Source organism: Neorhizobium sp. LjRoot104 (assembly GCF_964253725.1).
Lineage (GTDB): Bacteria > Pseudomonadota > Alphaproteobacteria > Rhizobiales > Rhizobiaceae > Neorhizobium.
The window spans coordinates 475,883-492,367 of sequence record NZ_CAXURS020000001.1 but is presented as its reverse complement, the minus strand read 5'-3'; the positions used below and the strand labels follow the sequence as shown (position 1 = coordinate 492,367).

The window sequence follows — 16,485 nt, the reverse complement described above, 5'->3', positions numbered from 1 at the left end:
TCAGAGCGCCCTCACCCTGCCTTGGAAACTGGCGATGAACCGGCCGTTCGCCTCGTCGCCGCCCGGCGCATTGCCGCTGCGCCAGACCGGCGGCTCGATGCCGCGTTCGACGAGTTTGGCCACCGTGCGGATGACCAGGCAGTTCAGCGTGAACGCGTTGGCGAAGGTGGAGATCGCCGCGATATTCTCGCTCATGCCGGGAACCGTCACCACCGCATCGCCGATCGGCACCTTGCAGTCGATGGCGATGTCGACGATATCGTGCAGGTTCTGTTTGGTCGGGTGGCGGGCCGGATGGTCCGGCGAAGTTTTCGAGGCATGTTCGCGGGAGCTGACGCCGATCAGGAAGGCGCCGCGGCGTTTCGCCTCCAGCGCCGCATCGATCAGCGCGGCGTTGATGCCATAGGCGTTGACGAGGATGAGCAGGTCCGTTTCGCCGAGCCGCTGGTTTGCGATCACCACCTTGCCGTAACCCGGCGTCCGTTCGATCGCCATGGAACGGAGCGCGCCGTTCGACAGAAGCGTGCCTTCATCGAGAATGGCGCTGATATGCATCAGCCCGCCGGCGCGGAAGAAGACTTCCTGCGAAGCAAGATTGGAATGGCCGCCGGGGCCGTAGATATGCACGAGGCGATCGGCGGCGATCTGGTCGGCGAGCTTGACTGCCGCCTGGTCGAGCGCGGTCTTTTCCTCCTCCAGGACCCGTCGCATCAGGCTTTGGGTCGAGGCAAGGTAACCTTCGCAGAGCGCATCCGCATCGATGACGGAGTGATCAGGCATCGGGGTCCGAATCCTTGTCGATATAGAGGGTGCAGGCGGGGTGGAAGCGCAGGACGCTTGCCGGGCATTCGGTGGTCAGCGGACCGTAAAGCGTCTTCGAAACGGCGTCGCGCTTGATGGCGCCCGGCACGACGCAGAACAGCCGGTCGGCGCGCAACAGGCGCGGCACCGTCAGCGTGATTGCCTCATTCGGCACCGAAGCGAGATCGGCAAAGCAGTCGTCATCGACCTGCTGCTGGCGGCAGATGTCGTCCAGTTCGACGACCTTGACGTCGAGCGGATCGTTGAAATCGGCGACCGGCGGGTCGTTGAAGGCGATATGGCCGTTGACGCCGATGCCGAGGCAAACGAAATCGATCGGCGCCTCGTTCAAGAGGTCGGAATAGCGGCGCACTTCGGCGCTCGCATCCGGTTCCGGGGTGATGCGGTGCACGGCGGCGAACGGCAACCTGGCGAACACGTGCTCGTCCAGCCAGTTGACGAACCGCGCCGGCGAGGACGGCGACAGGCCGATATATTCGTCCATGTGGAAGGCGGTGACGCGGCTCCAGTCGATGCCGGGCGCGGCGCAAAGCGCCTTCAGCATGTCCGCCTGGCTGGGGGCGGCGGCAAAGATCATCCTGACACTAGCCTGGTTGGCGAGACGTTCCACCAAGGCGGCGGCGATGTCGATGGCTGCGGCTGCGCCCATCTCGGCCCGCGTTGCAAAGCTTTCGACCGCGAGGCGGTCGAAGGTCCGCCGCGTTTCCGGCAAAGGACGATGGGCGGTGGCGAGGGTCAACGCGGTCTCCATGTCTGCAGGGACGTGTCGGCAGGCGGGCTTCGCCTCGCCGCATCCGTTGCAGGTCCCCTTTTTCTTGTTGGTGAAAGAGTTCCATGCAACCGGTTGCATGTCAAGTGGATGAATGGCAGTCTTTCGGCTGAATACGGGGGCGGAATTGATAGCGCCGCGGACTTCATGCTAAGTGCCAAACCAACGGGCGAATTCACGATTTCCAATGATCAAGCAGGGCCGATGATCAAGCGGACCAAGGGCGTCACCATCAGCCAGGTCGCGGATGCGGCAGGCGTTGCGCGTTCCAGCGTCTCGCGCGCCTTCACGCGGCCGGACATGCTATCCCCGGAAACCGTGACGCGGATCATGAAGGCGGCGGAAGCGCTCGGCTACGTGCCGAACCACACGGCGCGGGCGCTGAGCACCGGGCGGCACGGCAATGTCGGGCTGATCGTGCCCGATATCGCCAACCCGTTCTTTCCGCCGCTGATCCAGGCCGCCCAGTTGGAAGCGGACCGTTCCGATTTCTGCATCTTCCTCGGCAATACGGAGGAGAACCCGAAGCAGGAGGACAAGCTGGTCGGCCGGTTCGCCGGCCAGGTGGAAGGACTGGTGCTCGCCTCCTCGCGCCTTTCCGACGAGCGCATCCGCGCCCATGCGGGCCTGTTGCCGCTGGTGCTGATCAACCGCGATATCGACGGCATTCCCCGGGTGCTGATCGACAGCGGATCGGGCGTGCGCCAAGCGGTCGAACATCTCGCCAAGCTCGGCCATCGCCGGATCGTCTATGTCAGCGGCCCGTCGAATTCCTGGTCGAACAAGCAGCGCCGCACCGCCATCAAGGCCGCGGCATCCGGCCTCGGCATCGTCGTCGAGACCGTGCCGGCGGTGCTCGCGAGCTACAATTCCGGCCGCAATGCGGTGAGCGCTATCCTCGCAACCGGCGCCACCGCAGCCGTCGCGTTCGACGACCTGACGGCGCAAGGGGTGCTGGCCGGGCTTTCCGAAAAGAAGGTTTCGGTGCCCGGAGATTTCAGCCTGATCGGTTGCGACGACGTGCTCGGAGCGGTCACCTATCCGGCCCTGACATCGGTCTCCAACCGCTCGACGGAGGCCGGCCGGGTGGCGGTCTCGCTGCTTCTCGACATGCTGCAGTCGCGGGCCATACGCGACGTGCGCTACGTGCTGGAAACACATCTCGTGGTGCGCAATACGACGGCCGCGGCCCGATAGAGCTGGAACCTTGCCCTTTGGGGCGGGTTTCAGCAAGGATGTCCTATCTCTCCACGGGAGGATTCCATGTCCGACGAAATGCACGTGACCGAACAGCGACGTTATGGACGTGGAGGATTGCGCCCGTGAACCGAAGCATCAAGATCACGCCGCCGAGCCTCGATCCGGCCGCATCCGTCGCCGACCTCACCATCGAAACCATCCTCTTCGAATTCAGCGACTGGGTGCCGAACAATCCTGATCTGCCGGTGCTGGTCTATCGCAACGCGATCGCGGCCGAAGGCGAGATGGCGCCGAAGTTGGAAGAACTGTTCCGGGAGAATGGCTGGCAGGGCATCTGGCGCAATGGCGTCTTCGATTATCAGCACTATCACACAGGCGCCCACGAGGTGCTGGGGATTGCGGGCGGCCGGGCCCGGCTACTGATCGGCGGACCTCGCGGCAGCGAACTCGGCGTCAACGCCGGAGACTGCCTGATCCTGCCCGCCGGCACCGGCCACAGGCGGATCGATGCCAGCCGAGATTTCCTGGTGGTCGGCGCCTACCCGCCCGGACAGGATCCGGACATCCAGACCCGGCCCGCGAACCGGGCGCAGCTTGACACTATTGCAAGCCTGCCGCTTCCCAAGACCGACCCCGTGGAAGGCGCCGACGGCGCTCTTCTTCGCGTCTGGTCGCGGCGCCGGTCCTAGAGCCTCCTCCCATGCCCGCCACCGCGTTCAGAATGGCAGGCCGACGTCTGCTCACCGCAGCTTTTCGGGCGGCGAGATGCTGTGTCTGCGACCTTGAAATCGCCCATAAATCAGGCATCAAAACGTCGCGGCATAAGCACGGCCATCGAGGCCATTAGATTTGAGCCTCACGCCGGCGAGGCATTTGACGGCCCCCAAAATGTATGGCTACCTTATATTTTAGCGCGAACGGGAGGAGACTGTTCGCGTCACATCACACTCCGGCCTCGCCCGCGAGGTGCCGGACTGAACTCTAGGAGGAGAGTGCAGTGAAGCGATTTCTGGCAGGCACCCTGGCGCTGGTGTTTTCGGCATACATTCCGGGCGGTACAGCCACCGCCGCCGACGATTATCCGAGCCGGCAAATCACGCTGATCGCCGGTTTCCCGGCCGGCAGCGGCGCGGACGTCTATGCCCGCTTCTTCGCCAAGAAGCTGGAGGAACAGCTCAAGCAGACCGTCATCGTCGACAACAAGCCGGGCGGCCTCGGAAGCCTCTCGGTCGTCGCACTCAAGAACGCCAAACCGGACGGTTATACGATGCTGATCGGATCGGCCGACCAGTTCACCGCCGCCCCTTACGTCTTCAACGCCCCGCCCTATGATCCGCTGAAGGACTTCGATTATGTCGCGCCGGTGTTCAGCCAGGCGTTCATGATGCTGGTCAACGCCAAGTCGCCCTACAAGACGATTTCGGAACTGACCGCGGCGATGAAGGAAAAGGGCGACAAGGGCTCCTATGCCACGTCGAATTTCCCCTCGACCATTCTCGGCGAGATGTACAAGGCCAATTCCGGCGACCTGAAAACCCTGCAGGTCCGGTACAAGACCAGCGCCGACTCGTTGAACGACTTTGCCAGCGGCACGATCGACTTCATGGTCGGCGACCCGGTCTTCGGTCTTGCCCGCTCGCGCGACGGAACGCTTCGCGTGCTGGCCGTCTCGACGGCGAAGCGCATTTCGTCGATACCGGATATCCCGACCTTCGCCGAACAGGGCGTACCGAATGTCGACGTGCGCATCTGGTGGGTCCTCGCCGCGCCGAAGGGCACGCCGAAGGACATCGTCGACAAGATGCACAAGGTGATGACGCAGGTCACCACCAGCGACGAAGCCCGCAAGTTCGTCGGCACCAATGGCGGTGAGCCGATGACGCTCGACAGCCCGAAGGCGACCCTCGACTATGCGACGATGGACACCAAGCGCTGGGAAGAGTGGGCAAAGATCGGCAAGATCGAAAAGCAGTAGGCTTCCAGACGCATGACCGTATCAGGAAGGCCGGGAGGATCTCCGGCCTTTTTCATTTCAGCCTGTCCGAAACAGGGGGCAATGCGCCTTTCTCGAGCAACCGCGGATTGATCTTCTGCATCAACAGCTTCGCCGAAGATGCAGGCTTGAAGCGTGAGAAACCGCCTGCGTCAGGCAATTTTATCGGAACCAGCACAGCCGCTCGACAGTTAGACCGCATAATTCGACGGCTCTAATCGACGGCGAGGCAAAACCGATGAACACGCGCCCCCAATTCATCGCCGGGACTTCGCTCGCGCAACTCCCCCCGCAGATCTACTACGTTCATCCCCTGATGCTGAGAGGTCTCGACGCCTGGCGGGAGGTTTTCGCGCATGCCAGGGATCTCGGTTTCGACACGGTGCTGACGGCGCCGCTTTTCGAACGGGGCAATAACGCCAGCGTCTTCGTGACCAGGAATTTCGATCGGCTCGACCCGGAGCTCCAGATCGGCTCATCCGTCGAGGACGGGATCAAGGCCCTGATCGCGGCGGCGGGCGAAAGTAAGATCAAGCTGATGCTCGACCTCGTGATCGACCGGGTCGCGGTGGACGCGGACCATGCCGGGCCAATCCTTGCGGACCCGCGTATCGCGCCGCGTGAAAGCTGCAGCCGGGGCATCGATTTCATGAGTGAAGCCCGCCATATCGAGGACTGGCGCAAACGGATGGCGCAGCTGACCGGCCTCGGGATTGCCGGTTTCCGCTGCCTCGGCATCGGCCGGATGGCGCCGGAGGCCTGGTACGACCTGATCATCTCGACCCGCAAAGCGGCGCCGGAGACGACATTTCTGGCCTGGACGCCGGGGGCCTCCTTCGAGGATCGCCGGGCGCTCGAGGGCGCCGGCTTCGACGGCAGCTTCTCGTCGCTCGCCTGGTGGAACATGGAGGAACGGTGGATCCTCGACGAATACCAGATCCAGCGCCAGCTCGGTTACCAGATCACCTTCCCGGAAGCGCCGTTCGGCAAACGCATCGCTCATGGCACCGACAGTTGCGAAGTGCTGCAGCGGAAGGCCATCCGCTCGCTCAAACTCGCCTCGACCTTCGCCAGCGGGCTGATGATCCCGATGGGGTTCGAGTTCGGGGCCTCGACGCCGCTCGACCCGCTGTTCGGCGATGGTACGGGGCTGAGGGGCTTGCGCGAGCAGGGTTCTTTCGATCTCTCCGCCGATATCCGCAGCGTGAACACGGGCACCAACAAGACGGCGGCCGGGTTCGCCCGCCAGCCGCTGCGCCTCATTTCCACCAGCCAGACGCCGGCCGTGGCATTGATGCAGACCGACAGGGAAGATGTTCGTTCGGCGCAGAAGGTGCGCGTCGTGGTTCTGAACCGGGATCTGCGCCGCTCCGTTGCCGCTCCCTTCAACGCGCTTCGCGAAGCCGCCTCGCCTTTCCTGCCGCTCGAAGCGCCGGAGGCGGACGGCGAAGCCTTTGCCGCACAGCTCAAGCTGAAACCTGGCGAGATCCGGATATTCGAGGGCCGGTCGTCGGTGCCGATCGTCGATGCTGTCCCCGTGCCGACTATCGACAAGGCGACCGCCTCGCCACGCCTCGCGATCGAAAAGATCACGCCTTCCGTCGATGACGGCCGTTTCGTGGTCAAACGTGTCGTCGGCGAGACGGTGACGGTCGAGGCGGATATTTTCGGCGATGGCCATGATCCGCTGGCCGCGGCGCTCAAGTGGCGCGCGGCCGACGAGACCGAATGGAACGAGGAGCGCATGCAACTCGTGCTCAACGATCGCTGGAGCGCGGAGTTCACGCTGAAGCGCATGGGGCGTCACGAATTCCTGATCGAGGCGTGGCGCAATCCGTTTGCGATCTTCCGCTATGAATTCGTCAAGAAGCACGAGGCGCGGCTCGACCTGCGGCTTGAAATCCAGGAGGGCATCAACCTCGTCCTCGATGCGCTGGACAATTCGTCCGGCAGGATCAAGACACGGCTGAAAGCCCTGTTCGACAAGCTGACCGAGGTACAGGACCCGCAGCGCACGGAAATCCTGCTGGCGCCCGCAACCGCCGATCTGATGGCGGAGGCCGACCGTCGTCCCTTCAAGGTGCGCTCGCAGGCAATCCCGGTCGATGCGGAGCGGATCGCGGCCGGTTTCGCGAGCTGGTACCAGTTATTTCCGCGCTCGCAGAGCGGCGATCCCAACCGGCACGGCACGTTCGACGATGTCATCAAGCGGCTGCCTGAAATCCGCGACATGGGTTTTGACGTGCTTTATTTCCCGCCCGTCCATCCAATCGGCAAGACCAACCGCAAGGGTCGCAACAATACGCTGAACGCGGCGGCGGAGGATCCGGGCAGCCCTTACGCGATCGGCTCGGAGGATGGTGGTCATGACGCGATCCATCCCGAGCTCGGCACGTTCGAGGACTTCCGCCGGCTGGTGGACGCCGCCAGGGACGAGGGCCTTGAAATCGCGCTTGACCTGGCGATCCAGGCCTCGCCCGACCATCCGTGGCTCAAATCGCATCCAGGCTGGTTCGACTGGCGGCCGGACGGAACGATCCGTTATGCGGAAAACCCGCCGAAGAAATACGAGGACATCGTCAATGTCGATTTCTACGCCCATGATGCGATCCCCTCGCTCTGGGTCGAGCTGCGCGACGTCGTGCAGAAATGGGTCGATAACGGCGTAAAACTCTTCCGGGTCGATAACCCTCACACCAAGCCCTTCCCCTTCTGGGAGTGGCTGATCGCCGATATTCGCGCGCGACATCCCGAAGTGGTCTTCCTGTCGGAAGCCTTCACCAAGCCGAAGGTGATGTACCGGCTCGCCAAGGTCGGCTTCTCGCAGTCCTATACTTACTTTACCTGGCGCAATGCCAAGTGGGAGCTCGAGCAGTATATGCGCGAGATCACCACCGAGGAGCCGAAGGAATTCTTCCGGCCGCATTTCTTCGTCAACACCCATGACATCAATCCGGACTTCCTGCAGAACGCGCCGCGACCGGCCTATCTGATCCGCGCCGCGCTTGCGGCGACGCTGTCCGGCCTCTGGGGGGTCTATAACGGTTTCGAGCTCTGCGAAGGCCGGCCGGACGCCAAGCGCAAGGAATATGCCGACTCCGAGAAATACGAGATCCGCGCCTGGGATTACGACCGCCCCGGCAACATCAAGGGCGAGATCGCGCTTCTCAACCGGCTCCGGCGGGAGAACCCGGCGCTGCACTCCCATCTCGGCCTGCAGCTGCTTACCGCGTGGAACGACAACATCATGTTCTTCGAGAAGGCGAGCGCCGGCCGCGAGAACGTTTTGCTGATCGCCATCAACCTCGACCCCCATAACGCCCACGAGGCGGATATCGAAATTCCGCTCTGGTCATGGAACCTCCCGGACCATGGCGCGCTTGACCTCGAAGACCTCGTCGGCGGCAACCGTTTCACGCTGGCCGGCAAGGTCCAACGCATCCGGCTCGATCCGTATCACGGCCTGCCGTTTGCGATCTGGCGCGTGCGATAAGGGAGGAAACAAAATGGACATGACGGGCAGCCGCGGTCAGGCTCAGAACCAGGCGCAGGGCCAAGAGAGCGATCCCTTGTGGTACAAGGACGCGATCATCTACCAGCTCCACATCAAGTCGTTCTTCGATGCCAATGGCGACGGGATCGGCGATTTTCAGGGCTTGCACGAGAAACTCGACCATATCGCCTCGCTCGGGGCGAATGCGATCTGGCTCCTGCCGTTCTTCCCTTCGCCGCGCCGCGACGACGGTTATGACATCGCCGATTACGGCAGCGTCAGCCCCGACTACGGCACGGTCGATGAGTTCAAGGCCTTCGTCGAAGCGGCGCATCAGCGCGGCATAAGGGTGATCATCGAACTCGTCATCAACCACACGTCCGACCAGCATCCGTGGTTCCAGCGCGCGCGGCATGCGCCGGCCGGCTCTCCGGAGCGGGATTTCTACGTCTGGTCGGATACGGACCAGAAATTCCCGGAAACGCGGATCATCTTCCTCGACACGGAAAAATCGAACTGGACCTGGGACCCGGTGGCCGGCGCGTATTACTGGCACCGTTTCTATTCCCACCAGCCGGACCTCAACTTCGACAATCCGCAGGTTCTGGAGGAACTGCTCGGCGTCATGCGCTTCTGGGCGGATACCGGCATAGACGGGTTCCGCCTGGATGCGATCCCCTATCTCGTCGAGCGCGAGGGAACCAATAACGAGAACCTGCCCGAGACGCACGAGATCCTGAAGAAGATCCGCGCCTCGCTCGATGCCACCCATCCCGGCAAGATGCTGCTCGCCGAAGCCAATCAATGGCCGGAAGACACGAACGAGTATTTCGGCAATGGCGACGAATGCAACATGGCGTTCCACTTCCCGCTGATGCCGCGCATGTACATGGCGATCGCCAAGGAAGACCGTTTTCCGATCACCGACATCATGCGCCAGACGCCGGAAATCCCGGAAAACTGCCAATGGGCGATCTTCCTCAGGAACCACGACGAGCTGACGCTCGAAATGGTGACCGACGAGGAACGCGACTATCTCTGGAACATCTATGCCGCCGACCGCCGCGCCCGCATCAATCTCGGCATCCGCCGCCGCCTTGCACCGCTGATGGAGCGGGATCGCCGCCGCATCGAGCTGATGAACGCGCTGCTGCTCTCGATGCCCGGAACGCCGGTCCTCTATTACGGCGACGAGATCGGCATGGGCGACAATATCTATCTCGGCGACCGCGACGGGGTGCGCACGCCTATGCAATGGTCGCCGGATCGCAATGGCGGTTTCTCCAAGGCCGATCCGGCAAGGCTGGTGCTGCCGCCGGTGATGGACCCGCTCTACGGATACGAGGCGGTGAACGTCGAGGCGCAGGGGGCCGACGCCCATTCGCTGCTCAACTGGACGCGCCGGATGCTGGCATTGCGCAACAGGCACTCCGCCTTCGGCCGCGGGTCGCTGAAATTCCTGGCCCCGGGAAACCGCAAGATCCTTGCCTATCTGCGGGAATACAATGGCGACACGATCCTCTGCGTCGCCAATCTCTCGCGCCTGCCGCAGGCGGTCGAACTTGACCTGGCGCAGTTCGCCGGCCGTGTGCCGATCGAATTGTCCGGCATGTCGCCCTTCCCGCCGATCGGCCAGCTCACCTACCTGCTCACCCTGCAGCCGTTCGGCTTCTTCTGGTTCCAGCTGGTAGCGGAAGCCGACGGCCCGGTCTGGCGCAAGGAGCCGCCGGAGCAGATGCAGGACATGGTGACCATGGTCACCCGCCGCGACCTGCAGGAACTGGTCGATCAGCCCAGGCTTGCCGGCACGCTGTCGAACGAGGTCCTGCCCGCCTATCTCGGCAAGCGCCGCTGGTTCGGCGCCAAGGGCGAAATTCTAACCGGCGCTTCGCTGGTCGCCGCAACGCCCATCCCGTTTGCCAACAACATCCTGCTCGGCGAGCTGGAAGCGGAGGTGAATGGGCGCAGCGACACATACCTGCTGCCGCTCGCGGTTTCCTGGGACGATGCCCAGCCGACGGCACTTGCCCAGCAGCTGGCGCTTGCCCGCATCCGGCAGGGCCGCCGTGTCGGTTTCCTGACCGACGGGTTCGCCATGGAGGGTCTGGCACGCGGCGTGATCCGCGGCCTCAGCGAGCGATCGGTGATTTCCGGCCGTGCCGGCACGCTGGAATTCATCGGCACCGACAAGCTCGACGGCCTGACGATCAACGAGGACATGGCCGTCCACTGGCTGTCGGCCGAGCAATCCAACAGTTCGCTTATCTTGGGCGACATGGCGATGGTGAAGCTGATCCGCCACGTCTTCCCGGGCATGCATCCAGAAGTCGAAATGACCCGGTACCTGACCAATGTCGGCTACCAGAACACCGCGCAACTGCTCGGCGAGGTCGCCCGCACGGCGCCGGACGGCAACCGCTACACGCTGATCATCGTGCAGAGCGCCATCCGCAACCAGGGCGACGCCTGGAACTGGATGCTCAGCAACCTGCGGCGCGCCATCGACGAGATCGTCGTGACCGGCCTTGATGGCGAGGTGGCGGACGAGCATTTCAAGCCGCTCGTCAATTTCGTCGCCGCCATCGGCAAACGGCTTGGGGAGCTGCATGTGGCACTCGCCCAGGCGACCGACGATCCGGACTTCCAACCTGTCCGGGCAACGGCGGCCGATGCGGAAAAATGGCGCGAGGCTGTCACGGGCCAGATTTCCCACAGCCTTTCGATCCTCGAAAGGACGGTCGAAGGCCTGGATTCGGATATCGCCCGCGAAGCGCAGACGCTTCTCGAACGCCGCGATGATCTTCTCGGTCTCGCCAAGCATTTCGCTGGCGCCGTGAAAGGCACGCTGATGACCCGCAATCACGGCGACTTCCATCTCGGCCAGATCCTGGTCGCGGAAGGCGATGCCTATATCATCGATTTCGAAGGCGAACCGACCCGCGACCTTTCCGAGCGCCGCGCCAAGACCAATCCGCTGCGCGACGTGGCCGGGCTGCTGCGCTCTCTGAGCTACCTTGCGGCCTCGGCCGATCTCGACCGGGAAATCGTCAGCGAGGTGGACGATGCGCGCCACAAGGCACTGGTCGCCCGTTTCATGGAGATGGCCGAGCCCGCCTTTCTCGATGCCTATTTCGAGGCGACCGACAACTCGCAGGAACTGCGCATCCCGCGGGAGGCTCGCGGGCGGATTCTCGATCTCTTTCTGCTCGAAAAGGCCGCTTACGAAATCGCCTACGAGGTGCGCAGCCGCCCCCATTGGCTACCCCTGCCGCTTGCCGGCTTCTCGGCGATCGCATCCCGACTTCTGGAGAATGTCTCATGAGATACGAGCGCACAGACCTGATGATCGGCACCGTCCGCGAAGGGCTGCAGGCCCTTGTCGAAGGACGGCACGGAGATCCGTTCTCGATCCTCGGACGCCATCAATACGGCAGTCTTACCGTGGTGCGGGCATTGATGCCCGGTGCGCTGGCGGTCGAAGTGGTGGAGGCCGAGACCGGCAAGGTGCTGGCCGAACTCGAAACCATCCATGAAGGCGGGCTGTTTGCCGGCGTGACCGGCGGTACAACGACCTATTTCTTCCGGGTCCACTGGCCGGACGCCATCCAGGAGATGGAGGACCCCTATTCCTTCCCGCTGCTGCTCGGCGAGCTCGACCTGCACCTGATCGGCCAGGGCACGCATTACGATCTCGGCCGGACGCTCGGCGCCATTCCGATGGAGGTCGAGGGCATCGAGGGCGTGCGCTTTTCCGTCTGGGCGCCGAACGCCCGGCGCGTTTCCGTCGTCGGCGATTTCAATTCCTGGGACGGGCGGCGTTATCCGATGCGGCTGCGTCCGCAGGCGGGCATCTGGGAACTGTTCATCCCGCGCCTGACCCATGGTGAGCGCTACAAGTTCGAGATCCTCGACGGCAACGGCAACCTGCTGCCGCAGAAGGCCGATCCGGTCGCCCGCGCCAGCGAGGCGGCGCCATCGACGGCTTCCATCGTCGCCTCCTCGAAACCGTTCCGCTGGAACGACGAGGAGTGGATGCGCAGGCAGCGCACTGAGCGGGATCGCGAAGGCGCGATGTCGATCTACGAGGTGCATCTCGGCTCGTGGCTGCGGATCGCCGAGGAGGGCAACCGCCATCTCGACTGGGTCGAACTCAGCCAGCGGCTGATCCCCTATGTGCAGAACCTCGGGTTTACCCATATCGAGATGCTGCCGATCATGGAGCATCCGTTCGGCGGGTCTTGGGGTTACCAACCGCTCGGGCTGTTTGCCCCGACCGGACGCCATGGCACGCCGGAGGACTTCGCCTATTTCATCGACCGCTGCCATCAGGCCGGCATCGGCGTCATCCTCGACTGGGTGCCGGCGCATTTTCCGACCGACGTCTGGGGGCTTGCGAGGTTCGACGGGACGCCGCTCTACGAACATGCCGACCCGCGCGAAGGGTTCCACAAGGACTGGAACACGCTGATCTACAATCTCGGCCGCAACGAAGTGAAAGGCTTCCTGATCGCGTCCGCGCTCGAATGGCTGGAGCACTACCATGTCGACGCGCTACGCGTGGACGCGGTCGCCTCGATGCTCTATCGCGACTACAGCCGCAACGAGGGCGAGTGGATCCCCAACCAGTATGGCGGGCGCGAAAACCTTGAGGCGGTCGAATTTTTCAAGCACTTGAACAGCATCATCCATGACCGCTGCCCGCACGCGTTCACGGCGGCGGAGGAATCAACCGCCTGGCCGGGGGTGACCCGGAAGACCGAAGAGGGCGGCCTCGGCTTCGACTTCAAATGGAACATGGGCTGGATGCACGACACGCTGCATTACATGCAGGACGATCCGGTCTACCGGAAATACCACCATGGGGCCATGAGCTTCGGAATGATCTATGCCTATTCCGAACGCTTCATCCTACCGCTCTCCCATGACGAGGTGGTGCACGGGAAGGGCTCGCTGCTCGGCAAGATGCCGGGCGACCATTGGCAGAAGCTGGCCAACCTTCGCGCCTATTACGGCTTCATGTGGGGCCATCCCGGTAAGAAGCTGTTGTTCATGGGCGGTGAACTGGCGCAGGAGAGTGAATGGAACCACGACGGCTCGGTCGTCTGGGACCTGCTGGACAGGCCCGACCACGCCGGCGTCCAGCGGCTGATCCGCGATCTCAATGCGCTCTATGCGCAGGAACCCGCGCTGCAATACGGTGACCTGCATCATGAAGGCTTCGAATGGGCGGTAGCCGACGATGCTGAGAACTCGGTCTACGGCATGCTGCGCTCGTCGCCGGACCGTTCCTCACATGTGCTGGTCGCCTCGAACATGACACCCATGCCGCGGCACGGCTACCGCGTCGGCGTGCCGGCGGAAGGTCGCTGGGAGGTGGTGCTGAACACGGACGCAGCGCTTTATGGCGGATCCAATCTGGGGCAGACGGAGGCCTGGACGGAACGAGTGTCTGTCCATAGCAAGGAGTTTTCGATCTCGCTGGTGCTGCCGCCGCTGGCGACGGTGTTCTTGCGGTGGCGGGGGTAGCGCGAGTTACGCGGATATTCCAAAATTGAGGGGGTGTCGCAAGCACAACGACGCGATGGTGTTTTTCGCTGGCTTCGCCTATTCCCCCCGCCAGCCATCCTGATAGGTCACCTTGTCCACCCCTGCGAACCGCCCGACCCGCAGCAGTTCCGCCTCCAGCTTCTCCAATCTCCCCGCCGAAGCCCGAACGCCCTTTTCAAGCCAGAGCTTCTTCACGTCCAGCGTGCCCGACTTGCGGTCCGCCTTCATGTCGATGCGGCCGATCATCCGGTCGCCTTCCAAGAGCGGGAAAACGTAATAGCCGTATTGCCGCTTCGGTTCCGGCACGAAAACCTCGATGCGATAGAAGAAGTTGAACAGCCGCTCGGCCCGGTCGCGGTTGCGCAGGAGCGGATCGAAGGGGCTGAGGACACGCACCCGGGCGGGCGGTTCGGGGATCGGCCCGAGGTTTTCCGGAAAACCGACAAAGGCGAAGGAGGGGCGCGGGCGGCTGCCGTCGGCGGTCTCGATCAGCACTTCCACCAACTCATCGCGATGGGACTTCACCCAGTCCTTCGCGTCGTCGGGAGTGACGAGATCGAAGAAAGCGGCAAGCTCTCCGGAAGTCGCGAAGCCGAGGCGGGTCATGGCGCCGCGGCAGGCCCAGTCGATAAATTCCTCGTGGCTGACTTCCGGCTCGTGATGATGCCGCGGAATGACCCGCTCCATCAGGTCGTAGATCTTCTGGAAGTTGACGCGGCCGGCGATCGCCAGCTTGCCGGTGTGCCAGTAATATTCGAGCGCCGTCTTGTTCGGGTGCCAGTTCCACCAGCCTCCGGACTTGTGGTCCTCCGCCTTCATGTCGCGGGACATGATCGCACCGTTATCGGCGATGTGCTGGAAGGTGTCCTCGAAGGCGGCGTCGAACCCTTCGCCATGCCATTTCCTCCAGCGTTCGGCGAGGATCGGCTCGCGGCGGCGGAAACGGTGTTTCCAATAGCGGAAGAAGCTAGTGGGGATGATCGACGCGTCATGGGTCCAATGCTCGAAAAGTTCGCCGTCCTTTTCGAGAAGTGCTGTCAGGTGCTCGCGCCGGTAGGTCTGGTTGCGCGAGAACAGGATCATGTGATGGGCGCGCTCGACGGTGGCGATACTGTCCACCTGGACGAAACCGAGATCGTCGATGAGCTGCAGCAGGCCGGCCTTGCTCAGCGCCCGGCCGGGCGGCTCGCAGAGCCGCTGCCGTTCGAGGAATATTCTGCGGGCCTGATCGTTCGAAATGAGAATCGCCATGGGAGGTAGACTAGGATGTCGCCGCGCCGGATTCAATGTTCACGTTCGGTTCTACATTCCCCTTCCTCTTCTTCCGGTCTATAGACCGCTGAACAGCGAGGGACAGGCTTGGATATCCGTTTCGAACAGGCAGAAGCGCGTTTCGAGGGACGCACCGTCGTCCATCCGCTGACGCTGTCGTTGACCGAGCGGCGGATCGGCGTGATCGGCCTCAACGGCTCCGGCAAGACCACGTTCGCGCGGATGATCAACGGGCTGGTCCTGCCGGCGGCGGGCCGCGTGACCGTCAACGGGTTCGATACGGTGAAGGACGGCGACAAGGTGCGCGGCCAGGCCGGCTTCATCTTCCAGAACCCGCAGAACCAGATCATCCTGCCGATCCTGAAAGAAGACATCGCGCTTGGGCTGAAAAGTCGAAAACTGTCGAAGGCGGAAACGGAAGCGGCGGTCGGGGCAATGCTTGCTCGTTTCGGTATCGCCCATCTTGGCGAGCGGCGGGCGCATGAATTATCCGGTGGCGAACTGCAGCTGGCGGCTCTTGCCTCGGTTCTGGTCACCCACCCGGGTATCCTGATCATGGACGAACCGACCAACCAGCTCGATCTCAAAAACCACAGCCTGGTGGAGCGGACGATCCACGGGCTCGACGAAAACATCATCGTCATCAGCCATGACCTCGGCCTGATCGCCGATTTCGACCGTGTCCTGTTCTTCCACGAAGGCCGCCTCGCCCATGACGGCCCACCTGCGGAGATCATCGCGCGCTACCGCGAGCTTGCGGCATGAAGACGCTCTACGTGGAAGGCGACACGTTTCTGCACCATCTTTCGCCACGGACGAAACTTGTCGGCCTCGCCGCGCTCAGCCTTTTTCTTTTCCTCATCCACTCGCCCGCCGTTCTTTCGGTCTCGGCGATCCTCGGCGGCATCGTCTATGCCTCGCTCCGGCTCGGATGGCGGCAATCCTGGCTGCGGCTGCGGCCGATCCTGCTGACCATCGCGGTCGTGGCGCTCTTCACGCTTGTCCTCAACGGGTGGCACGACGCGTCGATCGTCGTGACGCGGCTGACGGCGCTTACCGTCTTCGCCGCGGCGGTGACGGCGACCACGAGCACCGGCGATTTCATCGACGAGATCACCCGGCTTGCCATGCCGCTTGAACGCCTGGGGCTCGTCAGGGCCGTCGATATCGGGCTTTCGATCGGTCTGGTCATCCGTTTCGTGCCGGAGGTTCTCGGCCGCTATCAGGCCATCCGGGATGCCCACCGCGCCCGCGGGCTGAAGGTCCGGCCGCTGACGCTGGCGGTGCCGCTGATCATCCTGACACTCAAAAACGCCGACGAGATCGCCGCCGCCATTGACGCACGCGGCGTCCGGGCGCAAAAATAACCCCATATAACGACTGGGGATT

The 16,485-nt window shown here is 63.3% G+C and carries 11 protein-coding genes; 8 read left to right on the top strand and 3 right to left on the bottom strand.

Annotated features, from left to right (window positions below):
* Both ACSQ8R_RS02335 and ACSQ8R_RS02330 read right to left on the bottom strand, forming a co-directional pair.
* Nucleotides 1–780 carry a sugar isomerase domain-containing protein gene (locus tag ACSQ8R_RS02335; protein ID WP_436251901.1) on the bottom strand — a complete coding sequence of 260 codons (780 nt, stop codon included), beginning with the start codon at nucleotides 778–780 and terminating at the stop codon, nucleotides 1–3.
* On the bottom strand, nucleotides 773–1,561 hold the full coding sequence (locus tag ACSQ8R_RS02330) for a 6-phosphogluconolactonase (RefSeq protein WP_436251900.1): 789 nt from the start codon (nucleotides 1,559–1,561) through the stop codon (nucleotides 773–775). The genes ACSQ8R_RS02335 and ACSQ8R_RS02330 overlap by 8 nt, the downstream gene beginning before the upstream one ends.
* Before the next feature lie 234 nt (nucleotides 1,562–1,795).
* Here ACSQ8R_RS02330 and ACSQ8R_RS02325 point away from each other — a divergent pair, with 234 nt between their 5' ends.
* The 6 genes from ACSQ8R_RS02325 to glgB all read left to right on the top strand — a co-directional run bounded on the left by ACSQ8R_RS02325 (nucleotide 1,796) and on the right by glgB (nucleotide 13,803).
* Nucleotides 1,796–2,788 carry a LacI family DNA-binding transcriptional regulator gene (locus ACSQ8R_RS02325; RefSeq protein WP_436251899.1) on the top strand — a complete coding sequence of 331 codons (993 nt, stop codon included), beginning with the start codon at nucleotides 1,796–1,798 and terminating at the stop codon, nucleotides 2,786–2,788.
* A 125-nt stretch (nucleotides 2,789–2,913) separates the two neighbouring features.
* Nucleotides 2,914–3,480 carry a cupin gene (locus tag ACSQ8R_RS02320; protein ID WP_436251898.1) on the top strand — a complete coding sequence of 189 codons (567 nt, stop codon included), beginning with the start codon at nucleotides 2,914–2,916 and terminating at the stop codon, nucleotides 3,478–3,480.
* Nucleotides 3,481–3,788: 308 nt separating this feature from the next.
* The gene (locus ACSQ8R_RS02315) at nucleotides 3,789–4,766 is read left to right on the top strand and encodes a Bug family tripartite tricarboxylate transporter substrate binding protein (protein WP_436251897.1); all 978 of its coding nucleotides are present in this window, start codon (nucleotides 3,789–3,791) and stop codon (nucleotides 4,764–4,766) included.
* A gap of 256 nt (nucleotides 4,767–5,022) precedes the next feature.
* Entirely contained in the window at nucleotides 5,023–8,277 is a 3,255-nt protein-coding gene (locus tag ACSQ8R_RS02310; protein WP_436251896.1) for a maltotransferase domain-containing protein, read from the top strand.
* Between the two features lie 13 nt (nucleotides 8,278–8,290).
* Nucleotides 8,291–11,599, top strand: coding sequence for a maltose alpha-D-glucosyltransferase (treS, locus tag ACSQ8R_RS02305; RefSeq protein ID WP_436251895.1), 3,309 nt, complete (start codon nucleotides 8,291–8,293; stop codon nucleotides 11,597–11,599).
* Nucleotides 11,596–13,803: a 1,4-alpha-glucan branching protein GlgB gene (glgB, locus tag ACSQ8R_RS02300; RefSeq protein WP_436251894.1), complete on the top strand. Its 2,208-nt coding sequence runs from the start codon at nucleotides 11,596–11,598 to the stop codon at nucleotides 13,801–13,803. Before treS ends, glgB begins: the two co-directional genes overlap by 4 nt.
* 78 nt (nucleotides 13,804–13,881) lie before the next feature.
* Here the strand turns inward: glgB and ACSQ8R_RS02295 are convergent, their stop codons facing one another.
* Nucleotides 13,882–15,075: a winged helix-turn-helix domain-containing protein gene (locus tag ACSQ8R_RS02295; protein ID WP_436251893.1), complete on the bottom strand. Its 1,194-nt coding sequence runs from the start codon at nucleotides 15,073–15,075 to the stop codon at nucleotides 13,882–13,884.
* A gap of 108 nt (nucleotides 15,076–15,183) precedes the next feature.
* Between ACSQ8R_RS02295 and ACSQ8R_RS02290 the strand changes: the two genes are divergently transcribed.
* Nucleotides 15,184–15,861 (top strand): energy-coupling factor ABC transporter ATP-binding protein, encoded by a 678-nt coding sequence (locus tag ACSQ8R_RS02290; protein ID WP_436251892.1) that lies wholly within the window; start codon nucleotides 15,184–15,186, stop codon nucleotides 15,859–15,861.
* Nucleotides 15,858–16,463 (top strand): energy-coupling factor transporter transmembrane component T family protein, encoded by a 606-nt coding sequence (locus ACSQ8R_RS02285; RefSeq protein ID WP_436251891.1) that lies wholly within the window; start codon nucleotides 15,858–15,860, stop codon nucleotides 16,461–16,463. Before ACSQ8R_RS02290 ends, ACSQ8R_RS02285 begins: the two co-directional genes overlap by 4 nt.
* Nucleotides 16,464–16,485: the final 22 nt, after the last annotated feature.